The following is a 24127-nucleotide window of genomic DNA, read 5'->3' on the forward strand; positions in this document are numbered from 1 at the left end:
AACGCTGTAATCAATAAACCAAAGCCATTCACCACTGATGACGCCAAGCGCTACGCTACACGAAGAAAATAAACATCAAAACTAACTAAAAAAAGCTCTAATCTTTGCCTCTACGCACTTATTCATGCCCTCAGTGAAAGCATAGCGCTTCGTGGTGAAATTTAACTCTTAAACAAAAAAAGCCAACTCAATGAGCTGACTTTTCGTTAAATATGTCATTAATTAAGTCGATAATTAATTAAGTGAATAAGCCAATAATTTAACTGACTATTGAGAACACATTTTTGTCTTCAACGCTCTGTGCAGTATCATGCTGACCTTGTTGCCACACTAAATCACAAATGCCGTCGGTAGGATTAAAACCGGTAGGCGCGCTCAGTAAAATCTCTCTGATCGTTTCATGCTGGAACTCATGACACGCGGTATCAAGACGTTTAAGGATAACTTCAAGCTCATGCCAAGGTAAACATAACTCATTGGCCGTCATAATACGTTCATGACCTGTACCTGTTACATCGTCACCGATAAGTAGCTCTTCATATAGTTTCTCACCTGGACGAAGACCACTAAATTCGATACTAATATCGCCTTCAGGATTAATATCATCTTTAACTTCAAAACCGCTTAAACGGATCATTTTTGCAGCAAGATCGACAATTTTAACTGAACTGCCCATGTCCAAAACAAACACATCACCGCCTTTGCCCATTGCGCCAGCTTGAATAACCAATTGTGATGCTTCTGGTATCGTCATAAAGAAACGGGTGATCTCAGGATGCGTAACCGTAACAGGGCCACCAGTTGCAATCTGCTTTCTAAACAAGGGTACCACTGAGCCCGACGAGCCAAGCACATTGCCAAAACGCACCATACAAAAACGTGTATTATGCGATTCATTCGCTAACGCTTGCAAAGAAAGCTCAGCTAGGCGCTTAGTTGTACCCATAACATTGGTCGGTCGAACCGCCTTATCAGTAGAAATAAGTACAAATGTCTCTACTTTGGCAGCTATTGCCGCTTGAGCGGTATAAAGCGTACCAAAAACATTATTACGCACGCCTTCTACTACATTATGCTCAACTAACGGCACATGCTTGTAGGCCGCGGCATGGTAGACTGTTTGAACCTCAAATGCCTCCATGACTGCTTGAATACGGTTTTTTCGCTGTACAGAGCCCAACATTGGATAGATTTCAATCTCTAGCCCGAGGCTTGAAGCTAAAGCAGAAAGCTCACGTTCAATTGAATACAAGCCAAACTCAGACAGCTCAAATAATACAAGTTTCTTGGGGGCTTGCTTGATAATCTGTCGGCATAGCTCAGAACCAATAGACCCACCAGCACCAGTCACCATCACCACTTTATCTTTAATGTTAGCAGTCATCAAATCATCACGCGGCCTAACACTATCACGACCCAGAAGATCATCAATCTCAACTTCTTTTATGTCACTATAAAGCTTATTACCGCTGACCAAATCAGCCATTGCCGGTAAAGTCAGTACTTGCACTGCAAGTTGTTCTAATGACAATAAAATCTCTTTTCTACGCGAACGCGAAGCACTCGGCAGAGCTAGCAGAACCTTGGTTGCCTGCTTTTCTTTGATAAGCTTGCGCATAATGGTTGGAGAATGCACATGCACACCTTGAATAACTGTTCCATGCAAGGTGTTATCATCATCGACGAAGGCAAAAGGATAATACTCATGGCTTTGTACTAAAGCCGTTACCAGTTGGCGACCACTTACACCAGCGCCATATATAATTACCGGCTCACCGATACGCTTCATTCCTGTGCCAACAAAAGCGCGCACCATGGTCCGCGTGCCACCAATAAAAACCAGGGCAAAGGCTGAATAGATAACGGGTACGGTTCTTGGAAGTTGTGAATCGAAATAATAAGCGACCAATACTAAGCAGACTGTAGATACGACCACACCTAGTATAATAGCGGTAAGTGCTTGTAATCCCATATAACGCAATACCGCACGATATAAACCGAGCTTGGCAAAACCAAGAATACTAAGCGGCACTACGCTTGCTATAAGTAACCAATATGAACCGTTCGTCAGCGAGCTGATATCATCAACACGGACAAGCACAGCCCCCCAGAACGCTATGACTAGGAATAACGAGTCAATTAGTACACTTACTATTCGTTTTTCCACTCGTTTTAAAGAAAACAAGCACTGCAAAAAATCCATTTTTTGACCCATTTGACAAGAAGACTTCATAAGAAATGACTACTTAATTACTGAAGAAATGATTATTTAACACTTTCGATAATAACATATATTGGTGAGGTTATGCTGCTACTTATAAAAGATACTGATGACTTAGCCCAGCAATCTCACTAAGCCTCAGTTCAAAACTCACCAAGGGCTGCCGCTTTCGAGAAGTAATCAATACAAGACTCAACTTTACCATATCCCTCATTAATTAATGCTGAAATTGAATATTCATTAAGCCGCTATAGCACACTCAAAAAAGAGAAAGCAGGATCACATCCTATGACTATTGACTAGGTACATCAATTCTGAATGAGTGTACCAAAACAGTGGAAGGATTACTTTATCGTCCGCTTCTGGACAGAATGTATGGTACGCCCCGTTATTGCAAATAATAAAGCAAGATAACAGGAGTTGGTTTGCGCTAATGTATTCAGAGTCTGTTGAGACCTTCATTAGTCCCAGCTCTACGATGAGATCCGCGCCAGATTGTCCTCAAAAACGAGAAAGCATATTAATTGCTGTTCTGTCCATCAGGTCTTCAATCTGGTGGTCTAACCGTTTTGTCATCTATTTTTATCATCTGCAAACTCGGTAGTAACTCGATTTAAACTCTTAATTCAAACGCTTTCTGGCTTGTCATTACTGACCAAGCTATACGCGCTAATTTATTCGCTAATGCGACAACCGCAACATTGAACGGTTTCCTCATTCTTAACTCTGTTAACCAATGACCAAAATACCGCTCAGATGTCTCAGGCCTTGACACAATGACTCGTGCGGCATCAACAAACAATTCTCGCAGTTCTTTATTACCCCGTTTAGAAATGCCAAGCATCCTTGTCTTTCCCCCAGTGGAGTATTGAAACGGAACCAGACCAATCCAAGCCGCAAAATTTCGGCCATTCTTAAAATCTGATGCGTTCCCTACATTTGATAAGCAACAAGCAGCTGTCATTGGCCCTACACCAGGTATTGACTGTAGTAACTGCATTAATGGGTTTTCATTAAGTAACAACTGCAATTTCCTATCTTGTTTTTTTATTAATTCGTTCAGATGTTTGTAGTATTCATGTAACTCCTGCAACTCGACCATCAATGTTAAAGGGATCGGTTCACCTTTATCTGCTAGCCATTGGAACAACTTTTTCATATGGGCATGGCCTCTAGGAAAGCTCATACCAAACTCAAGCAACATAGAGCCAATTCTATTCATGCTGGCAGTTCTTTCTTTGATGTAGCCCGAACGTATACGACGAATGACAGTGGCGACTTGTGCGGTTTCACTTTTTGGTGATGTGAATCTCATGCTGGGCCTCATTGCCGCTTCAGCAATGGCATCCGCATCAATGAAGTCATTTTTGTGAGTTTTAACGTAAGGTTTTACATATTGAGCGGGGATCAATTTAACTTGATGACCATATGACTCACATTTTCTAGCCAGCCAATGGCAGCCACCACAGGCTTCCATTGCAATGATGGTTGGCTCTTGAATGGATAAGAATTGAATCAGCCTCGGTCTGGTTAATTTCTTACGAAGCACTTCCCTACCTGCATAGTCATGAGCAATAAGATGAAATGTGCTTTTACCTAAATCAATACCTATAACGCGAAAGTTAGACATGATGATCACCTCTTCTTTGTTAACCAGACAAACTGGAGTTTAACACTAGGTTGGGGCGTACCATCTTATTAATGAGGAGTTGTTAAGTGCATGGATTGGAATGGAAAGATATGGATTTTTACCATCGACTCATCTGTATAAGACAAACGGGATTAATGGTGAGTTATTTGATGACAAAACACCGTTATTATTTAGGGAAAGCGATAGCATCGCTCTAAAAATGTGTGATTCAGTACTTGAAACATTTAAATGGATTAAAGCACTTTCGAACAGATGAATATACAATTTATTATCAGCTATGATATGTACAAGTAGCTGAAACTATTTGCCTATCTAGATAGGCAAATAGTTTAGTAACGACAAAATATTGCTTATTTTACCGCGTCACCTGAACCACTGCCTGTGACCGTCATCATGATGTACTTGAAGTAATCTTTAACAGTTAGGCTATCAATCATCTGCTTGTCCGTTTTGGCTAACAAAGCAGGAGTAGACATATCAATATTTTGAACTTGGGCTAAACCTGTAACACCAGGTAAAACATCATAAACACCTAATGCATCACGCTCTTTAATCAATTCTTCTTGGTTAAATAAATTTGGACGTGGACCAACCAAGCTCATTTCGCCTTTAACCACATTAATCAGTTGTGGTAATTCATCAATCTTAGTTTTACGTAAAAAACTACCTAACTTTGTAATTGACGCATTACTGGCTAAGTGACTGGCTACTGACTTAGTCTCAACCGACATAGTGCGGAATTTAATCAATTTAAATGGCTTTTTATTTCGGCCCACACGAGTTTGAACAAAAATCGGCGAGCCAGTATCAAACATGCCGATAATAGTAACAATAAGTAGAACGGGCCAAAGCAATAACAAACCAAAAAAGGCTGCGAAAAAATCGATAAGACGTGTCATTTATGTACTCTATTTATTTTTATTAAGAAGAAAATATTCTGCGGTTTCTTTAAAACCTTGCTCAAGCGTTTGTGGCGGTACCCAATTCAGCGTACTTTTTGTATGCGTAATATCCACCTGTAGCGAACCTAATAAACGACTTATCACAGCCGTTTTTCCCGTTAGCTTACCGACAACGTGATAACACCATAGCGGAACAGGCAGCAGTCGATTGGATTTACCTAATGCTTTAGCCATCTGGCAGACCATTTCTGATGTAGAAACGTCATGATCATCAGAAACAAGAAATACTTGATTCGTAGCTTTTGGATGATCTATGCAAGTAACAATTAGATCCACTAAGTTGTCTACGGATACTAAGCTACGCCTGTTATTTGTGATACAACCAAATGGTAAAGGAATACCTTTTGAAACTAGATTCATTAATGAAGCAAAGTTTGCCTTAACACCTGGACCGTAGACGAGAGTTGGCCTTACAATCACAACCTCTATCCCGGTCTCCCTACCTATAGCTAAGAGTTCCTCCTCTGCTTCTGCTTTCGAGATCCCATAGTCATCCTCTGGCGCTTTATCATTGAACGATGTAAATGGATTGCCTAGTGTAGTTCCCTCACCGTTAACCTTAATACTGCTAACATAAACGAATCGTTTCGCTCCAGAAGCTGCCGCTTGACGAGCTAGATTTGCAGCTCCAAGGCTGTTAACTTCTCTGTAGTCTTCTAACGGATTAACCACGGAGTCATTCATCACATGGACACGCGCAGCTAGATGAATAACAGTATCAATATTATGCAAAACGTCTGAGTAGTTAGTACAGCTGCTGATAACTCTTTTATAAAACTGAGAGCTAGGAAAGTTTGCTGGTAGATTTCGTCCTAAGGCTTTGACAAATGGTAAATCAAGTCTCTCAAGCAACCTTGTGCCGATAAAACCGGAAGCACCTGTTACAAGCACATTCATTTAAGTAACTCCCGAATAATGCTATGACCGAAAAACTTCTCACATCGATAAGGTGCGAAATTAATATGTGTAGCCTGTTTGATACAATTTTTAATTTCTGCTAAATCAAAGCATGACATCGCAAAGTTATTATCTTGGACATAATTGGCAAGTTCAAGTTGGTGATTGTCGGCGCGCGTTAAATTTGGCACGACAACTAACTTTTTACTAATTTCGAGCATGGAATAAACCGAACCTGCGCCAGCATGAGTAACAATTAAATCCGCCGAGTCAACATATGATTGAAATTCATCACTAAAGTGGAACGAATCGAAATTTTTAGGGGTGTAATTCGAACTAGATGAAGTCTGCGCGATGATGTTTACAGAATTGTCTCCTTCGAATGACTCATCAATGATCTCTATGAGTTCATCAAACGCTGTAGTCCCAACTGTGACTAATATATTCATACTAAAACCTACCCACGTACTTTCCATACGGAATTGAATCATTTAATTCTACATTTTGAATAAAAATGTTCTTTGTTAGATGCTTCATCACCTTTGTCGTCATTGTAGGGGAGTAAAACTTAGACCAAGTTTCAAAGTGGATAATAGAGCAGCCCGATAATTTTGCCGCTATCCCAACAAAAATAGCTACTCCAGGGCCAAAGGAAACCAATGTGGATATATTGTTGTCACGTAAAAACTTGTATGCTTTTAAAATATTAGACATGAATTTTACCAGTGAAATACTTTTCCCTGAATATTTGTCTCTAAATTGACCCAAGACCAAAAACTCTTTACACCAATTGGGAGCTAACCCTTCATCTGTAATACCGTAAAAATCAATATTTTCATCTTGAGAAAAGGTTTGGTAAAACCTATTGGCTTGGGCTCTATGTCCACCGCAACCAAATACGATAGCAATATTTTTCATTTACTTTACCTTTTACTTAAACGGGATTCGAACACGTGATAAAGCTCATCAATCACTTTACTCGAAGAATAATTACTCGCCGTTTTTGTAGCTAATTCACTAAGTCGTAAGTAATCGAATTTTGACATATCGGTGGCAATCTTTAACGCCGCAGCTAACTCATTTTTGCTACCGGGCTCAAAAGACAGTTTACACATATCGGAAATAATATAGTCCTTCGTAGCTCCGATGGTCGATGATAAAACAGGCACACCACACATCATGGCTTCGATAGGTATTAACCCAAGGCTTTCCGATGCTTTAGAAGGAAAAACGAGAAAGCTAATTGATTGATAGATATTGACCAACTCACGCTGACTCATTCCCTTTTGGATTGTGACTCCAGTCATTGAACTTGCAATATCATTTAGTTGAGCTTCGCAACTACCGGATCCAACCAATAGGAGTGTTGAATTCGGGTTATCCAGTTGATTTGAACGAAATGCTTCCAAAAGCTCAAACACACCCTTGTTTTCTTCAAGCCTGCCAACATAGCCGAACGTAAACTTTTTTTGCACTGTCGTTGAAATGCCAAACACTGAAGCATCAATCCCCCCCGAAGGACTAACAACAACTGTATCTTCTGCTATCCCGTATTGTTCTGTCAGAATATTTTTGAAATAACCAGATGGTGAAACAATCAGTGTAGATATACCCAATATTTTCCGAGAAATCATAACTTTGATGCTAGAAAACAAACCATTCACCCCTGGCACAACATCACTTCCATGAACATTGGAAACAATAACTAGCTTTTCTTTGGACTTAAATAGCGAAGCGAATATCAGCCCAAGAGAAGAGTGGGATGTATAATGAACATAGTGTATTTCCCCTTCACCTGATTTTAAACCTGAGACAAAAGAGCGCCAGGTAAACTGCATGTAATCGATTAACTTACCCAGTTTACTATTACTACTATCATGTAAATTAATTAAAGAGATCTGCCCCCCTTTCTTCTCAAATCCTTCGAGAACGTTCCTAACAAAAGAGCCTTTAAAAGGCTTGTCTTTAGTCGGATAGAGATTAGATACAAACTTAATTTTCATCGTCGAAACTTACTCTGATATGAGCCTAAAATACATTTAACAAACACTTTAAAGTCCAAGTTAAAAAGATATTTATAACACTGCCGCTTTATAAAAATATCAAACAGCATCACCCTCGGTAACGAATTGGATGAATAATTTATAATACGATTAAATGTAAAAACGGCTATGGACTTTTCAGTCAATAATGAACTGATCTTGTTTAGCCAAATATTTGCAGGTTGAGGATCGACTGATGATGAGATTCGACTCCCTTTATCATCATCACTCATATATACTAAAACAGATTCTATAAGAGAAAACTTAGCATCGAACAGCTTTTGAGCTCGAATGATAAAGTCAGTATCTTGAAACCTTTTAAGGCTAGGATCAAATCTCACAGCCTTTGCAAAGCTTGAGCGCATAAAAAGTGATGAAGTTTGCATTGCTTGCCGTTCGACAATTAAGTATTCATCAACATTTTTAATATTATTAAATGCAAAAGTAGGTTTGACTGAACCTCTATCTTCTATCTTTGAATATAATATTTCATTTTCAACCGTGCCTCTATTGATACATTGCTCAATTTTATCAGGCGCCCAAATATCATCAGAATCCAAAAAAGCAATATAGTCACCAGTGGACGCATCGATACCAGTATTTCTAGACGCACCGCCATGCTTATTAATTGCATGGCGAATGTAAATAATATCTAGACCATAATGCTCTAGCTTAGCTTTGAGTTCAGCGCTATCGTCTGAACAATCATCAACAATGATGACTTCTATATTCTTATAAGTCTGAGCTAAAACACTATTCAGCGTATTATCAATTAGATTAGCTCGATTATAGACTGGTATAACAACTGAAACTTTAATACTATTCACCTTTTACTCGCCAAAAACTAGAATAACCTACATCCATCTCCACATAATCAAAGAAAAGTAAAATTTGAGAGACACCATTGATAAGTATATCACTTGATTGTAGATAGTAAAAATCAGATTCATTTAAATTCAATATATAATAATAGGTGTAATAGGATCCTGAGATATAAAGTATAGCTAACACATACTGCAAATAATCTAATCTATATCTAGAGAAAACAGAAAGCGTTATTACAAATGGAGTCAAGTAAAGAATGAACTGACTAAACCGATATGTGTGATGACTAAATACAAGGCTAAGAAGACTAACAAGAATAAAGTACACGTAGAAGTAAATCCATTTAACACCATCATCTTTGCCAATAACACTCTTATGAGAAATAAAAATAAAGCTAACACCTACGACTATATTAGCTAAAATTATCGGGTAATTACCTACACCTATGGAAAACCTTGCATGTACTATCTTGCCAAACAAGTACACTTGTCCAATCACAGCAAAACTAACTACTAACAATGTTATAAATGATATTTTTTGAACAATAGAGAAACGAGTTACAAAATCCCTAGGAATTAATGTTAAGGCTGCAAGCACGGCTGTTGAAGCCTGGAAAGTGCCCGCAAAAAAGAACATAATATACTTTTTATTAGAGGTAAATGTTAAAGAGAGTAAGATTAAAGGTATTGCCAAACTACTTCGAAGGATATGCATGGAAAGATGAATATTTTTAAAGTAAAGTAAAAATATAAGGAGAGCAAATAAAGCATAACGCCCTTTCAATGCTCTAAATAGGAACAGATAATACGTAAAAAAGGAGGCAAAAACTAAAGTAAAATAATATATAAATCGATTCCCACCAGACAAGTAATTAATTAATTTAGTCAGAGCAATAAAACCAATATCCAAATGCTTAGCATAAAAGAATGACGCACTAATAGAGTCCCTTTCTCCAGATGTTATAGCGTCATAAGCAAGAAAATATGATGGTAAATCATCGGAACCATCCCAAACAATACCACTGTATCGACTAGCAATCAAAAACGAAAAATAAAATATCGTTAACGTTGCTACTAGATGACTTTTAAAGTTAGGTATAATCACTACTAAAAATGCCAAAACAGCTATATATGCAGGCCCAGGTAGTATCAAATAGCAAAATAAAAGAAAAAAAATAACCGCTATTGTTCTTTGTGCCTCTGATGTAATAAATCCAGAAAAATTCATTTATATGACTCTACTTAACTTAGTAAGCAAACTTGCTCTTACTTGCCAATTATTAAACCTATTATTCATGAAGCGATTAGAGCCGCTCACTCAACATATTAATCTTAGAACTTGAATAGGTTATAAAACATCAAAAAGATGTTTAACCGTCTATAGAATAAAAATATTTAATTAATAATGCAAAATTTATAAGGATAACAGACCGTTGCGTTTGCGTTAATCTTGTGGGTAGATAGTTTAAAAGCAGCATGTATCGCACCAATCCCAACCACTAGATAACAATTAGATGCAAAACATTAAGTACATTAAAGCAACAGTAAGACTTACAGTTAAATTAACCTTTATAATTAAGCTTAAAGAACTAAATCAGTATCCATGCTGGCAACATGTTGGCCATTTAAAAAATTGATACGTAACTACCATGATTACAAACTTTTCTCTAAAGCATGAAACTACAAAAAAGAGAACCTTTAGTTTATTTTCCCCTCAATTGATAGAGTTCTTTGTTCTCTCTATCTAATTCCCAGTAATCGCCCCACTCTCGGTCAACCCTATTGGGTTTAAAATCTTCAGTGCCATTACCATGGGTTTGGGTAAGCTCACCAAAGTAGATTTTCCCATTAACATTGTAAAGATCCACTCGAATATAATCAAAATCCTCAGATAGTTTTTTTGCTATCTCGATCATTTCAGCTAAGTTCTCAGGTGGTGAGCAGTCAGAAACTGCTGAGAATTTTGAATCTAGGCGAAAATTCATTTTGTTCCAATTAACATCAAAGATACTTCGCTTATGACCTTCATATCGGTCACTATCTACCTGAATAAATATTTTATCTCTGAAACAGTGGAACTTATAGTCGTTAGGGGTTAAGGTTTCTGACTCCAGATACTGTTCAGCGATTATTAACTTATCAATCCTGGCATAAAACGGTTCTTGTTTTATAATACCAAAAGACTCCTTCAGCGCTCTGTCAAACTTCTTAATTACACTTCCAACTTTTTCACTTTGCTTATTTGTAACTATTTGCAGATGGTTCGCTCCACTACCATGGTTAGATTTTAATACGAATTTTTCTGGAAGCTTTCTCCAATCCTCATGAGAAAAACTTTTATAGACACCTAAAAGGGGAATTAAATATTCCGAACCAACCTTTTCTGATACATAATCTCTTACCTTATACTTGTCGGCAAATAAAGCCATGTTATCAAAGTTACCATAGTATTTTCGGTAATAAAGTTTTTCACTAAATGTCTTGGGATCTTTAATATTTAACTCATACCCATGGTTTTTAAAGAAGTCTCGCCCCCTGTTAACTCTATACTTATACTTTTTTATTATGTCCAATAAAAAATCAGGTATTATTTTTTTTAATAAATTCTTCATTATTTTTCCAGTACTCTACAAAAGAAAAGCGAAAATTTTTTGCGATTGTTTATAACCGAGCATCTTTCTTTAGGCAGTAAAAATATAAAGCTATAGTTATATATTGATAGTGCAAGCTTATTGTCACCAACAACAAGTAGGACTTTAATACAGCACACAAAGTTTACGCTCGTCCTATAACGAATCTATTTATTACCAAGAAGAGCCTATTTCAATTTACCTTCAATTTATTTTTTGATTATAGTTAAGCTTAACGTCTTTTGTTTCACCCACTTAAATGACATTACTATTTAATCTAATTTTCACGACAGACAAATAAATTCTGCCCGAGAGCTAAATTGTAACTGAAGGAGATTTTGATTATTCAAAGCGATTCAATCGTTTAAAGCAAGCTGGGTTTTATTGCTTAGTTAATCAAATTACACACGTTCGTCTAGCCAGTAAGGTAGATTCATCTAGAAGGGAACGTCTAAATAATGTCACTGTTTACTTTTCATTCTTACCTAAAACGTTACCTAATTTCTCGTTAATTTTTTTCGACTCTTCTAACATACAAATACCTTCAACCCTGTTGAGTTTGATTTGATAAGATTGCATGAATATATTTTTAAGTTTGTTTAACACTCTACGCTGGAAAAATAAGAAAGAACTAATAGCCCCTATTACATAGGAAAAACCAACTACAATGACAGATGATACATTATTATAGTCTAATATCTCATTGAATAGCTCTCTTCGCTTACTAATAACACCTCTTTTCCGCAACTCTGAATATGCTGAAGATAGAACCAGCACTTTAAAAAGTCCGCTTCTAAAAAAATCAATATTAGACGCTTTTCGAAGGGAGCTTGTACTCAATAAAGCATTCCATAAGTATAAGCACAAAGAGCCGACTGCAGGTTTCCCCGCAACTAAGTTATATTTAATACCATCTGAAATAAAACCATCTTCATCACACCCCTTTCCCGGGTACTCTGTTCTAGATGAAGAAGTACCAACCCATCCAAGAGGTATGAATGATTTTAAATACCTTGGTTCTAACGATAATGCAATTGCCGCCAAATTAGCATCTGGTGGAATTGTTGAGAATAAAGTACCGCCTTGTTTTTCCCTAGCCTCTGTTATTATCGATGCATGGAATAAAGAATTACAGTACATTTGAGGTAGTTCAAAATACGGCTGAGCACCAAAAAGTGCTAAGTAAACTTCTTTTCTGGAATCTAAAATTGAGAATTCTTTCCTAGCTGTATATTGAACAACTTTATCCCCATGTAACTTAGCCGCACCCTCCCAGAAAAAGTGGGCTCTACTAGACGCTATAACCCGCAGTTTTTCTTTATTGCATATATCTGTTAATTTATCTGCCAGTTCAAAAAAATAAATTTGCAAACCATCATCAACACCTAAAAACATAACCCACTCTCCTGATGCATATGTGATTGCATCAGAAAAGTTCCCTATAGCCCCTAAGTTTTCTTCCTGATAGACTACTTTAATATGCTCATTTTCAAGTGTCCCCAAATACTCTCTAGTTCCATCCGTAGAGCAATCATCAACAATAATTAACTCATAATCATTATAATTTTGACTTATAACTGTGTTAATACAAGTTGGTAAATATTCAAGTCCATTGTATACGGGAAGGATAAAACTGTATTTGACCTTTTTATTTTCCATGGAGCACCTTACACCTTAATTCTGCATTTTTTTATTGTTTTTCTTAGCTAGTTTAGTCGTTGTCGTGCCTTTATTTACAGCTGGCAAGCCAAAGGTTTTAGTATATTTATCGATATCTTTTGTAACTAAAGAGAGAGCACCAACAAGGCTCTCCCTACCAACTTTCAGCTTATTTAGCACTACTGCATTAGGTGCTAACCAAACACCGTCGTCAAGTATGGCGCTTCCAGTCATAATAACACCAGAAGTTAATACGCAGTTATTACCAATCTTACAATTGTGGGCAATTGATACTAAATTATCGATTTTCGTTGAGCTACCTACTTCGGTATAACCATCGAACAAGCTTTTAGCAATACAGCAGTTAGCACCGATACTTACATTGTCGCCAATCTTAACGCCGCCAACATGTTTTACTAGGTAAGGGACATCAGCATTATATAAAACTTGAAAACCTTGCTCGCCAATTACAGCTCCAGCATTAATGGTTACATTACTACCAACAACGGTCCCTGTATGAATAACAGCATTAGCACCTATTATCACATTATCTTGTATGGTTACACCATCATCTATTACAGCAGTTGGATGTATAATTAAATTTTTGCCACGTATTGATACCGATTCTGAAGGAGATATATAAAAATCTGTATTTTCATATAAATAATTATGAAGGTTGTAGAACTCTTTTTCTGGATTGTCGACAACAAAAAATGAAATACTATTTTTTAGATTTGAGTCTAGTAGTTGAAAATGCTCCTCAGAAATCATCACACCGACAATTTCTTCTTGCGCTAAATACTTTAAATAAGTTTCATGTCCAATATAAGTTAAGTTTTTTCCTATTAACATTCTATTGGCTAAGTTCAATGCATTAACGACAACATTTTTTCCTAAAAGCTCTACACCGAGTATGTCAGAAATACTTTGTAGTTCAATGCTTCTAAAAGTCATAATCAGCCTCTTTCATCCACCAACCACATGGTAAATTCAATTGCTTACTTGAAAACTCGTTAACGCCTTTAAAGTCACTAGCACGACTCATAAAAATCGAGTAAAGATCATTCCTAAGATGCACTTTAGATGCATAGATCCCCTTCTCGCGTAGCTCGACCAATAACTCATCCCTATTCTCGCATAAGATTGTATAGGCCCAATAGGATGGGCTAACTCCATCTCTTTTTCGAAGTATACGAACACTAGAGTCATTTTCGAAGTGTTTTTCCCAACGCAGAGCATTGTCTCTCTGCTGGCTTATAAGCGAATTTATAAAAGGCATCTGTAAAGAACCTACATAACCAGAAATATTATTCATAGCTGTTGAGTCACCTATAGAATCAATATCACAATGCTCTGATATTTCACCGTGTTCATCTCTAAAAATCTCACGATTTATTCCAAGATCTCTCATAATCAGAGCCTTTTTATACAATGCACGCTCATTAATTGCTAAGCCTCCACCATCAATCGCATTCGGCAATCGAACAGGAGTAAATGAAAAGCAGACTATATCTGTTTTTGTATTCCCTAATTTATTCCCCTTATATTCAGCACCAAAAGATTCAGTTGCATCTTCAATAACTGTTATTCCATATTTTTTTGCAATTTCATTTATCTCATCAATATGACCCGGATTTCCAGCCCAATGATAATGAATAATTGCTTTTGTATTCTTCGTTATTTTTTTTTCTACATCTTGAGGGTCTAATGAACCTGTTAAAGGGTCTATATCAGCCCAAACTACTTTCCCACCAGCGTATATGATAGGTTGAGTTGTCATTAAACAACTCATAGGTGATACAATAACCTCATCTTCAGGTTTTATATCAATTAATTTTAATGCAAAAAAAATGGAATTCCCCGATATTGTCAATATATTCTCATTTTCAACATAGGATCGTAATTTACTTTCGAATTCTTTTGTATGTATTCCGTAACTTAATTGACCAGAAAATAATATCTGATTAATACCATCGGTGACAGTCTCAGGCATGAAAACCTTAAATAATGGAATCACTGTTCTTTACCAACCTTCTTTAATAGTACGAACAATATATTCACGGTCCTCTTCTGTTACCCACCAGCCGCATGGAATATGGACCCACTCTTCTTCAAATTTGTCCAAATTAGGTAATGACACCAGGCTTTCATTAAAAACAGTATGTAGATCGTTCCGTTTATGTAAATCTGAAGCCATAACGCCTTTAGCATTCAGAGTATTTATAAATTCCTGTTTATTTTTTACCTTAACCGTGTAAAGCCAATATGATGGTTGCGAATTTTGATAATACTCGAGTAATTCTAAATCTGGGATATTTTTCAATGCGTCATCATAGAATTTGCCATTATCTATATATTTATCTATGATGTCGCTAATGTATTTAAGCTGAACGAGTCCTACTGTCGCATTCACATTATTCATATGATATTTATAACCTTGGACTTTAATATCATTTTCTTTTCGAGTAACGCTTTTACTAATTCCAAACCAGCGAATTAACTTTGCTTTTTCAAATTCATCTTTATCCTTAATACATAAAACCCCGCCATCTACAGTGGTTAGATGTTTTATAGCTTGAAATGAAAAAATAGTATATTTAAAATGGTTACCAATCTTCTTATCTTCAAAAGAAGCACCAAAGGCATGTGCGCCATCTTCGATTATAGGAATACCATATTTTTCTTCAATCTGTTGAAATTTTTTAATATCCATTGGTACACCGGCGTAGTCTACCACCATAATGGCTTTGGTCTTACTTGTTATTTTTTTCTCTACATCTTCAGGAGAAAGATTACCTGTTTTTAAATCAATGTCCGCCCAAACAATCTTAGCACCCGTTTGTGTTATTACTGTATTTGTAGGCTCTGCAGTCAGAGCAGTGGAAATGACTTCATCTCCTTCTTTTACACCAGCAAGAATTAATGCTATATGAAGAGCTGCTGTACCACTGTTTACCGTCAAACAATTAGAATTCCCTAAATACGATGCTAACTCCTTTTCAAACTCATCTACAGCTTCACCCTGATTGATAAAACCTGAATATAATACTTTTTCAAGCTCTGGCATTAACTTATCTTTTGGTGGCATAAATGTCTTAATTAAAGGTATCATTAACATTCTCCAACTCTGCTTTTACATAATCTAAAGTTAGCAATAGCTCTTTAAGTTCACCTATGCTTAATCTTTTTGTATTGTGTGAATTGTATTCATCAACATCTAACTTTTGGGCTTCGTCTTGAATATATTTAGTATAATTTAAATCTCTATAGTCAGCGGGGACTTGATAAAAATCTACCATATCAGTTGCTTTAGCCATTTCTTCTCGGCCACAAAGAGATTCAAATAATTTTTCGCCGTGACGCTCTCCAATTATTTTAATTTCATTGTCAGCATTAAATAGTTCTTTCAAAGCAATAGCAAGATCACCAACGGTTGCGGCAGGAGACTTTTGAACAAAAATATCACCTGGATTAGCATTTTTAAAGGCGAATAGAACCAAATCAACGGAATCGACTAAAGACATCATAAATCGAGTCATTTTCGGATTAGTTATGGTAAGCGGAAGACCACTTTTTATTTGATTAATAAACAATGGAATAATAGACCCTCTTGAGGCCATTACATTGCCATACCTTGTTGCGCATATTACACCATGATTATCTTTAACTCTTTGATCCCTTGCTTTTGATATCGCAAGTTTTTCCATCAACGCTTTTGTCATGCCCATGCTATTAATAGGGTAAACAGCTTTGTCAGTACTTAATACTACAACCTTATCCACGTTATTTGCTGCAGCAGCTTCCAGAACATTTTCGGCACCCAACAAATTCGTTTTAATGGCTTCCATTGGATAAAATTCACATGATGGAACTTGCTTCAATGCGGCAGCATGAAAAAGATAATCAACTCCACGCATAGCATTATTAATGCTATTAAAATCTCGAATATCACCAACAACAAAGTTTAGCTTGTCGCTTTTGTATTCTATTCTCATGTCTTCTTGTTTTTTCTCATCTCGACTAAAAATTCTTATTTCTTTAATCTCTGAATTTATGAAACGATCTAAAACAGCATTACCAAAAGATCCTGTACCACCGGTAATCATTAAAACCTTATTCTTAAACATATTTAAAACCTTTCGTAAATATTTTAATATCTTTTTCTATTAAAATTATCATTAAGCAACTACTAAATACCGTTGTAATTAAAGATGCATAAACAGCGCCTATTCCGCCAAATATCGGTATTAACCAATAATTAAAAATAGTGATAGAAACAATTGATAAAATCGCCAAATATAGGTGAATTCGAGTTTTCCCCTCGATATAAGTTACCTGAGAATAAGCAAACAAAACAACATAAGGGAGACCTGACCAAATTTGAAGTGATAAATACTGCCCAGCCTCTTTGAATTCTTGTCCAAATAAAAATGTCATAGCAAACTCAGATAAAAATGACACTATAATTGCAAATGGTATCGCAAAAGCAAGCATTGCTTTCGTAATTGTCAACACTCTAGATTTTAATAGAGCTGGACCATCTTGTCTCGCGTTTATTAATGCTGGATAAATTGAAGAGCCTAGCAGCACTGGTATAAGAAACCATAATTCAGATAGACGCGAGGCTGCGGCATAATAACCAACATCTTCAAAGCTGCCTAAATTTCCAAGCATTACCTGCCCAAGCTTTAATTTTATAACGGAGGCGACTGCTGCGAAAATGAGAGGCCAACTATCTTTAAGTAGATCTTTTGCTAAAGGCAGGCTAAATGAGTAATCAACAAACTTAAAGTTCGTTTTCTTTATATATAAATACGCTAAAAATACAGACAATGAAAAAGCATCAAACAAAAATACTTTTGCAAAATCAATGAGCGGAGCATCAATTATAATTAACGTTACCTTTATAATAGCACTAATAATAACAGAACTTATATTAGCTATAACAACATACTTACTTTTAACGACGCTTTGAAAGTATAACCTTATAAAGTTAAAACTTTGAAAAACAAAAGAGAAAGCCATTATCAACGTAATTAACATTATCTCATTAGGCAATTCAGCAACAATTAAACCTACACATAATAAAATTAGCGCTCCTACTCCTCCAATAACTTTTAAAATAAATGTTGTTGCTAGAACTTCTCCATTTGGATGTTCTTTATTTACTAATTCCCGAACAACAATACTATCAAGACCAAGGGTCGCTAGCCCTGCAAATATGGCGACGAAACTAGCTGCATAGGAAAACACACCATAATTTTGAGGACCTAAATGCCGAGCAACCCATGCACCGATGAATAAGCCAACAATAAGTTTTACTGCGTTATCGGCTACTAGCCATGATGTATTTCTAAAATACTTCATGATACCGGCATTATTTTTAAAACTATTTATTTTATCAAGAAGTTTCATTAGCTTTATTATTAACAACCCATATTTTTCATAAAACATTAATAGCCATAAAAATACTCGCCGCCAACAATCCTTTAAATACGGCAATTTCATTTAAAAAAATAATAACTATTTCATTCAAATGAAATAAAATCTCACAACCCGCTAAATTTAAATAGACCATTATCAGCGTAACATTTAAATGTATTAATCTGACATCGCATAAACTACCTATCCAGTAATAGTTATGATATCGTAGTCCTATTTATCTAAATAATAACTATTCACAGTATTTTTAATACAGCCTCTCCCTTAAACATTACTATAGTTATTGACGTTCGGAGCTAAGAAAGTTTATATTTATCTACAAGTAACTTTTTATATAGTCAAATACTTATTTTCTCTTGCTATTTAAATGCAGTAGTGTTTTGATTCTATCATTACAGAGCATTTAATAATTTTTGTCTGGCTTTTAAATATAAAGTTCAACTTCGTCGATTGTATTCTGGCTTAGTAAATTCATTGTTTGGACTATGACATAATTCACTGCGACCATTGTAAACCATGCATAATTTACAACCAACGATTAATTAGAGTACTAATATAACCAGAACCACCAATGGCTAAAACTTTCATAATTTTTTTATGATAAATTCGAATATTTTTTTGTGCTGGCACCGCTTAAATATTTTTTACATTCGATAAAGATCGTTTCAGGCCATCTGCAATTTTGGTATTAAGTTATCTTATTTTCTCAAAAAATATCGTATTAGAACAATCATCACAGCAATCATGCCACCAAGCATTGTGCCTAATACGCATATTAATGCTCTTTTAGGTCCTGCTTTCTCTTCTGGCACTAATGCTGGGTCAATTGTTTTAAATACGTATTCGTCGCGTACTTCAGCAAACATAATAGTTTTGGTTTGCTCTTCGATTAGCTGATATAGAATAGTACGAATGTCTGCAATGTTAGTTTGAGCTATTTGTTTGGTTAAAAACTCACTGCTTCGATTAGCTTCTGCAACATCGCGCTCTTTCATCACCTTGTTAATGTCTTCAATTAACCAAGTGACCCATTGCTGTGCAATGCTAGGTGATAGGTGCTCAACAGAGATTGTCACCATTCCAGTGTCTTTGGCCGAATTTACCGCAATCACTTTAGTGAACTCTTTAAAAGCTTCCTGCATGGATGGTTCAGGCTTGAACGGCGCTTTAACTTCACGTAGCCAAGTTTTAGTTTGCGGGTTATAGGCCTCTTCATTATAAGTTAACTTATTTGATGCCATGTCCCACTCTTTTACGGCCATCAAGTCCGGCAGGATATTGTGGCTTTGGATGAACTGACTCGCAAATTGGCGAGACTTCATTACTTCGATTGCCATTTGAGTTTTATCGACTCCACCGCCACCGCCAAGGTTTATGCCCGCCATACTAGCAAGGCCACCGAATTGACCCGCTAATGCGCTAAGTCCACCGCCTTGCTCTTCACTTGCTGGTGCCAGTAACGCTTCAGACTTGTAGATGTTTGGTTGCATTAGAGCAAAGATGACTGAGCCAATGGCGAAAACTGCAGTGATGGCGATGATGAGCCATTTGCCTTGCCAGATGACAGAAAAGAGCTCGCGAAGATCGATTTCATCGTCGCTCGGATTATGAACGGAGTTCATATGCGGAAACTGTGCGTCTGTGTGATTTTGTTGTACTTGCTTATTCATTATATCAAGACTCTAGATTCTAGGACGCTTCGCGGATAGAGCGCTTCGCTTCTATAAAAGCAAAGTTTGCCACGGAGTATCTGATAAATTAATTTGTTAAAACTCTGGATTGATGATCCAAGGACGCTTCGCGGATAGAGCGCTACGCTGCTATAAAGGCAAGTGACAAAAAACCTTACCCTGTAAATTAGTCAATTTTGTAATCAGCGTTTTCTTCTTTGATCTGTGATTCCTTATTTTTAATAAGAGAACCTATGATTTTAGCTAGCTCTTTAGCTTCTTTTATCATATCCATCGAAGACTGCTTATTTAGGTAGCCGATTTCAATTCCAATGTATAACTGGGTAACCAACTCTCCGAGTGAGCCTTTTGCATAATACAAGAAGCGTATTTTCTCTTTGTTGGTTTCTCGTTCTTCACCTTCGGCTATATTCGAAGGTACTGATAAACCTGAACGTGTAATTTGATCTTTATAGCCCCAGTTTTGTACTGTTTCTGTGGCCTTGTATATTTCGCACGACAATCTTGAAGCTCTTTTCCAAACATCCAGTTGTTCGAATCTCATTTGAGTGACTCCTTCCGTGAAACAGAGCGCTGCGCTTCTAGGTCGTGACAGCGTCACGGCGAGAACGTCGCTTCGCTCCTTCTAGATTCTATAAAAGCAAAAGACAAGAGCGGCTCAACTTTTTGCTTTCAGCTTTTGACTTTATAGCAGGACGAAGTCCGTTCTAGCAGCGAAGCGATCTAGCCGTGAGCTTGCGAACGTTCTAGCAAGCCAACGGCGTTCTATGACCGCTTTGCGGTCTAAAGATTTGCGACTGTGGCGAATGCGACGGCGCTGTTGTAGATGATTTGGGTTACTTGCGACCAGAGTGTTAGGTTGTCTTTGTACTCGGTATCTAATGGCACAATGATAGTGTCGCCTGGTTGTAATGTTGATTCACTGCTAAACCACATTGAGCGCTTTGGTAACATTACTGAGCCGTCTGCCTTGATAACATAAGTTCTGTCATCATCCGCTCGCTCTCTTGCACCACCTGACATCGCTAGGTACTGGTCAATGGTTTGACCATCTTTGAATCTATGGGTCGCTGCGTGTTGTACTTCACCCATTACTGCAATGGTTTGCTTAGTCGATGGTACGTACAGTACGTCTTTATCTTCTAATTGCAGATCGGCTTGCTTAATACCGACTGAGATTGCTGATACGTCAACCACTAAACGACCTACGGCTTGGATTGTTTCCAAGTCTGTTAGCATCATTTGTGCGTCGCTGTAGTTAATTACGTTACCGTCTTTTGATACACCACGAGTAGCAACGTCACGCAGTAGTTGTTCTGCGAGCTTTTTAACTTCTAACTGCTCTTGCTGGCGTACAGACTCACGTACAAATACTGACGATGGTAAGTAGGCATATGGAGTAAAGCCACCCGCTCGCTTTAACACGTCTGCTAATGTCTCGCCGCGGCGGATATTATAAGTACCAGGGAATTTAACTTCACCGCGTATTTCAACAGACTTATTTTCTTGCCAATCAGGCGTTGTCATTACGGTTAAAATATCACGGCCTTTTAAAGCGATATTTTGCGCAGCGTCGCCTTGAAGCGCAGCTTCAAGCTCAACATTGGTATGTTTGATTGCAGAGCCATCAACCGTAGTGTAAGTACTGGTTAACTCAGCGCGTGGTGTGTAGGCACCTTCTTCTAAACCGCCGGCAGCTGTGACTAAGTCTTTGATACGAGCATTAACCGCTAATGGATAGACACCAGGGTTATTAACGCGGCCATTAATGGCTACTGCGTTTACGCCAGCGCCAGCTCGGCCTTGGCTATTTAGCTTCATGATGATTGGGTAAAGTAGCTCACCACGGTTCATCTCGCCACTTAACTTGATTAAATCGCTATCTTCAAACAGGTTGACCAACATCTTGTTGACTTCACCTTTAACCGCTTTAGCGGTTGGATCTTCAGCTTCGCCCTGACTATTAATGGCAACGCCACCAAGCTCTTTAATATCTGAGAACTTCTTTTGGCTAAGTTGTGAGAATCCAGCTTCAAATAGGTCGTTACCCAGTAGAGAGTTGCCTGATAATGACTGAACCTTTTGTACGCGCTCTTTAACTAGCTTATTTAGCTCATAACGGTTTTGGGTTAGGTCGCTAAAGTTAAAGAAAATCACTTTATCACGTGCTTGAAGTGGTAAGTCTTGCGAAAGCACTTTGCCATTAATCGCTTTTACAGGTGAGAATTGATAGACCTGAATATCACCTTGCTTATTAATTTCACGCACGATGATGGCGTATTCAAGATCGGCAGATACTGAGAGGTCACCCCAAATAGACGGTACTAAGTCGCTAATTTTTTGACCTTGATACCACTGATACTTACCCGGGCGAACCACTGCGCCAACTACCGTAATGGCATCTTCGTACTGAGTAGTAGCACTCTTAACGCGGATCACATCGCCTGCTAGGGCTTTTGTTGCCTTACCTTTATTTGATGTTAAATCGACATTTAAAATTGATTTAAGGCTATTAGCATTAAAACGCTCAACGCTGCTGCGTCTTGGGTAGGCACCAGGTTTAATGCCTGCGGCCATTTCAATTACTTGCGCCATGGTTTCATGCTTTTTAAGCTCATAAATAGCAGGGCGACGTACTTCACCGGTTACGCTAACTAGACCACCAACCGATGGAATGAATACCACATCACCTGAGCGTAAGTTAATGTCGCCAGATGCATCACCACGAAGCAGTAGATCGTACAAGTCCATGCTACCGACTAATTTGCCGTTACGCTTAACCTGGATATTACGTAAAGAACCAATCTCGTTGATACCACCGGCAACAAACAAAGCTTGGGTAATGGTTGATAAGCTCGAAACCGTGTATGAGCCTGGTTTGTATGCATCACCGGCCACAAAGATACGAATAGAGCGCAGCTCGCCCATGGTGATGTTTGACTGAATACCAATCATCTGCTGGCTAATACGACTCGTTAATGTTTCGCGCAGCTCACTAAAGCTTAAACCTGCAACTGAGATAGGACCAAGCTCAGGGAACTGGATAACCCCTTCACGATTGATAACAAGGTCGTACTCTTTATTGTCTTTACCAAAAAGCTGTACTTTGATGTTGTCACCAGGGCCTACAAGGTATTCACTTGGTACAGGCACATCTGATACTGGTGCAAACGTTGTTGGCTCACCTGCAAACAGGTCATAACCAAAGCGTTTCAACTCTTTTTTAGCTGCATCATCTTCAAATTTTAACTGCTCGTCTGATTTGTCATTTAGCGGCTTACCAAACTGATCAACTTGAATTAAATCGCCATTTACATCGTACTGGGCACGAGGATTAACTAAGTTTGGATTTTCAAGTTGCGGTTGTGAGCTACTGCTACCACCTAACATTGAAGGGTTGATACCATACTGCTGTGCTAAGCGTTGCTGCTCAGATGCTGGAAGATTTTTAAATTGCTCCATCATTTGTGGAGAAGGTGTGATAGCACTTGCCTGCCCTGACAGTAGTATCAGCGCTGACATACCAGCAATGATGAGTTTTTTAGTCTTGTTAAGCACCAGTAATCTCCGAGAGAGGTTAAAAATCTAATACGATAAGAGCTGAGACGAACGGCCTACGGCCTTACGGCACGTGACTGTTTGCATCAATTGAATGTCACTACAGAACGCTTCGCTTACGGTAAAAGCAAAGCTAAAAAAAACGGTTTAGAGCTGAGACGGTAAAAGCAAAGACGATCCTAGGTTCTAGGTTCTAGGTCCTAGGTTCTAGGTTCTAGGAAAATCAAAAGATTAAAGCTAAAGCGAACAGACTGAGTCACTTCTAGATTCAGCAAGTTATGTCTTGTAGGTTGGGCTTTAGCCCATCAAATACTTATACCATCTATAGAAGCGACGGCATAAATGCCGACCTACTTTTAAAGAAGGTTCTAGGTTTGAAATAAAGATCCTAGGTTTATAAACAGTTCCTAGGTTCTAGGACCTAGGAAAATCAAAAGATTAAAGCTAAAGCGAACAGACTGAGTTACTTCTAGATTCAGCAAGTTATGTTTTGTAGGTTGGGCTTTAGCCCATCAAATACTTATACCATCTATAGAAGCGACGGCATAAA

General features: G+C 37.6%; 19 protein-coding genes. All 19 read right to left on the bottom strand.

What is annotated here, in order from left to right:
- Positions 1 to 259 precede the first annotated feature (259 nt).
- The 19 genes from ACVBIU_RS16810 to ACVBIU_RS16900 all read right to left on the bottom strand — a co-directional run bounded on the left by ACVBIU_RS16810 (position 260) and on the right by ACVBIU_RS16900 (position 23577).
- Positions 260 to 2203, bottom strand: a complete 1944-nt coding sequence (locus ACVBIU_RS16810; protein ID WP_447164324.1) for a polysaccharide biosynthesis protein — start codon at positions 2201 to 2203, stop codon at positions 260 to 262.
- 631 nt (positions 2204 to 2834) lie between these two features.
- Positions 2835 to 3851 carry an IS110 family transposase gene (locus tag ACVBIU_RS16815; protein WP_447164323.1) on the bottom strand — a complete coding sequence of 339 codons (1017 nt, stop codon included), beginning with the start codon at positions 3849 to 3851 and terminating at the stop codon, positions 2835 to 2837.
- Positions 3852 to 4222: 371 nt separating this feature from the next.
- Positions 4223 to 4771 carry a sugar transferase gene (locus tag ACVBIU_RS16820; RefSeq protein WP_447164322.1) on the bottom strand — a complete coding sequence of 183 codons (549 nt, stop codon included), beginning with the start codon at positions 4769 to 4771 and terminating at the stop codon, positions 4223 to 4225.
- Between the two features lie 9 nt (positions 4772 to 4780).
- Positions 4781 to 5731: a UDP-glucose 4-epimerase family protein gene (locus ACVBIU_RS16825; RefSeq protein ID WP_447164321.1), complete on the bottom strand. Its 951-nt coding sequence runs from the start codon at positions 5729 to 5731 to the stop codon at positions 4781 to 4783.
- The gene (gene pssE, locus ACVBIU_RS16830; protein ID WP_447164320.1) at positions 5728 to 6180 is read right to left on the bottom strand and encodes a PssE/Cps14G family polysaccharide biosynthesis glycosyltransferase; all 453 of its coding nucleotides are present in this window, start codon (positions 6178 to 6180) and stop codon (positions 5728 to 5730) included. The genes ACVBIU_RS16825 and pssE overlap by 4 nt, the downstream gene beginning before the upstream one ends.
- 1 nt (position 6181) lies before the next feature.
- Positions 6182 to 6649, bottom strand: a complete 468-nt coding sequence (gene pssD, locus ACVBIU_RS16835) for a PssD/Cps14F family polysaccharide biosynthesis glycosyltransferase (protein WP_447164319.1) — start codon at positions 6647 to 6649, stop codon at positions 6182 to 6184.
- A gap of 5 nt (positions 6650 to 6654) precedes the next feature.
- Positions 6655 to 7734: a glycosyltransferase family 4 protein gene (locus ACVBIU_RS16840; protein WP_447164318.1), complete on the bottom strand. Its 1080-nt coding sequence runs from the start codon at positions 7732 to 7734 to the stop codon at positions 6655 to 6657.
- Positions 7731 to 8600, bottom strand: a complete 870-nt coding sequence (locus tag ACVBIU_RS16845; RefSeq protein WP_447164317.1) for a glycosyltransferase family 2 protein — start codon at positions 8598 to 8600, stop codon at positions 7731 to 7733. The genes ACVBIU_RS16840 and ACVBIU_RS16845 overlap by 4 nt, the downstream gene beginning before the upstream one ends.
- The gene (locus ACVBIU_RS16850; protein ID WP_447164316.1) at positions 8593 to 9825 is read right to left on the bottom strand and encodes an EpsG family protein; all 1233 of its coding nucleotides are present in this window, start codon (positions 9823 to 9825) and stop codon (positions 8593 to 8595) included. The genes ACVBIU_RS16845 and ACVBIU_RS16850 overlap by 8 nt, the downstream gene beginning before the upstream one ends.
- A gap of 475 nt (positions 9826 to 10300) precedes the next feature.
- On the bottom strand, positions 10301 to 11209 hold the full coding sequence (locus tag ACVBIU_RS16855) for an ATP-grasp fold amidoligase family protein (protein WP_447164315.1): 909 nt from the start codon (positions 11207 to 11209) through the stop codon (positions 10301 to 10303).
- A gap of 486 nt (positions 11210 to 11695) precedes the next feature.
- Positions 11696 to 12886 carry a glycosyltransferase family 2 protein gene (locus ACVBIU_RS16860; protein ID WP_447164314.1) on the bottom strand — a complete coding sequence of 397 codons (1191 nt, stop codon included), beginning with the start codon at positions 12884 to 12886 and terminating at the stop codon, positions 11696 to 11698.
- A gap of 15 nt (positions 12887 to 12901) precedes the next feature.
- The gene (locus tag ACVBIU_RS16865) at positions 12902 to 13840 is read right to left on the bottom strand and encodes a DapH/DapD/GlmU-related protein (protein ID WP_447164313.1); all 939 of its coding nucleotides are present in this window, start codon (positions 13838 to 13840) and stop codon (positions 12902 to 12904) included.
- Positions 13830 to 14903 carry a DegT/DnrJ/EryC1/StrS family aminotransferase gene (locus tag ACVBIU_RS16870; RefSeq protein WP_447164312.1) on the bottom strand — a complete coding sequence of 358 codons (1074 nt, stop codon included), beginning with the start codon at positions 14901 to 14903 and terminating at the stop codon, positions 13830 to 13832. The genes ACVBIU_RS16865 and ACVBIU_RS16870 overlap by 11 nt, the downstream gene beginning before the upstream one ends.
- Positions 14904 to 14909: 6 nt before the next feature.
- Positions 14910 to 15998, bottom strand: coding sequence for a DegT/DnrJ/EryC1/StrS family aminotransferase (locus ACVBIU_RS16875; protein WP_447164311.1), 1089 nt, complete (start codon positions 15996 to 15998; stop codon positions 14910 to 14912).
- Positions 15982 to 17013, bottom strand: a complete 1032-nt coding sequence (locus ACVBIU_RS16880) for a polysaccharide biosynthesis protein (protein ID WP_447164310.1) — start codon at positions 17011 to 17013, stop codon at positions 15982 to 15984. Before ACVBIU_RS16880 ends, ACVBIU_RS16875 begins: the two co-directional genes overlap by 17 nt.
- Positions 17006 to 18340, bottom strand: coding sequence for a flippase (locus ACVBIU_RS16885; RefSeq protein ID WP_447164309.1), 1335 nt, complete (start codon positions 18338 to 18340; stop codon positions 17006 to 17008). The genes ACVBIU_RS16880 and ACVBIU_RS16885 overlap by 8 nt, the downstream gene beginning before the upstream one ends.
- Before the next feature lie 686 nt (positions 18341 to 19026).
- Positions 19027 to 19998, bottom strand: a complete 972-nt coding sequence (locus ACVBIU_RS16890) for a Wzz/FepE/Etk N-terminal domain-containing protein (protein ID WP_447164308.1) — start codon at positions 19996 to 19998, stop codon at positions 19027 to 19029.
- 187 nt (positions 19999 to 20185) lie between these two features.
- A complete protein-coding gene (locus tag ACVBIU_RS16895) occupies positions 20186 to 20563 on the bottom strand; it encodes a four helix bundle protein (protein WP_447164307.1) in 378 nt (125 codons plus the stop codon).
- A 239-nt stretch (positions 20564 to 20802) separates the two neighbouring features.
- Complete coding sequence (locus ACVBIU_RS16900; protein WP_447164306.1) at positions 20803 to 23577, bottom strand: SLBB domain-containing protein; 2775 nt, start codon at positions 23575 to 23577, stop codon at positions 20803 to 20805.
- Positions 23578 to 24127: the final 550 nt, after the last annotated feature.

It is taken from the genome of Shewanella sp. 30m-14 (assembly GCF_052977125.1).

Excerpts from the sequence above, each read along its gene's own strand:
- ACVBIU_RS16810 (WP_447164324.1), bottom strand. The coding sequence starts at position 2,203 with ATGGATTTTTTGCAGTGCTTGTTTTCTTTAAAACGAGTGGAAAAACGA.
- ACVBIU_RS16815 (WP_447164323.1), bottom strand. The coding sequence starts at position 3,851 with ATGTCTAACTTTCGCGTTATAGGTATTGATTTAGGTAAAAGCACATTT.
- ACVBIU_RS16820 (WP_447164322.1), bottom strand. The coding sequence starts at position 4,771 with ATGACACGTCTTATCGATTTTTTCGCAGCCTTTTTTGGTTTGTTATTG.
- ACVBIU_RS16825 (WP_447164321.1), bottom strand. The coding sequence starts at position 5,731 with ATGAATGTGCTTGTAACAGGTGCTTCCGGTTTTATCGGCACAAGGTTG.
- pssE (WP_447164320.1), bottom strand. The coding sequence starts at position 6,180 with ATGAATATATTAGTCACAGTTGGGACTACAGCGTTTGATGAACTCATA.
- pssD (WP_447164319.1), bottom strand. The coding sequence starts at position 6,649 with ATGAAAAATATTGCTATCGTATTTGGTTGCGGTGGACATAGAGCCCAA.
- ACVBIU_RS16840 (WP_447164318.1), bottom strand. The coding sequence starts at position 7,734 with ATGAAAATTAAGTTTGTATCTAATCTCTATCCGACTAAAGACAAGCCT.
- ACVBIU_RS16850 (WP_447164316.1), bottom strand. The coding sequence starts at position 9,825 with ATGAATTTTTCTGGATTTATTACATCAGAGGCACAAAGAACAATAGCG.
- ACVBIU_RS16855 (WP_447164315.1), bottom strand. The coding sequence starts at position 11,209 with ATGAAGAATTTATTAAAAAAAATAATACCTGATTTTTTATTGGACATA.
- ACVBIU_RS16860 (WP_447164314.1), bottom strand. The coding sequence starts at position 12,886 with ATGGAAAATAAAAAGGTCAAATACAGTTTTATCCTTCCCGTATACAAT.
- ACVBIU_RS16865 (WP_447164313.1), bottom strand. The coding sequence starts at position 13,840 with ATGACTTTTAGAAGCATTGAACTACAAAGTATTTCTGACATACTCGGT.
- ACVBIU_RS16875 (WP_447164311.1), bottom strand. The coding sequence starts at position 15,998 with ATGATACCTTTAATTAAGACATTTATGCCACCAAAAGATAAGTTAATG.
- ACVBIU_RS16880 (WP_447164310.1), bottom strand. The coding sequence starts at position 17,013 with ATGTTTAAGAATAAGGTTTTAATGATTACCGGTGGTACAGGATCTTTT.
- ACVBIU_RS16885 (WP_447164309.1), bottom strand. The coding sequence starts at position 18,340 with ATGTTTTATGAAAAATATGGGTTGTTAATAATAAAGCTAATGAAACTT.
- ACVBIU_RS16890 (WP_447164308.1), bottom strand. The coding sequence starts at position 19,998 with ATGAATAAGCAAGTACAACAAAATCACACAGACGCACAGTTTCCGCAT.
- ACVBIU_RS16895 (WP_447164307.1), bottom strand. The coding sequence starts at position 20,563 with ATGAGATTCGAACAACTGGATGTTTGGAAAAGAGCTTCAAGATTGTCG.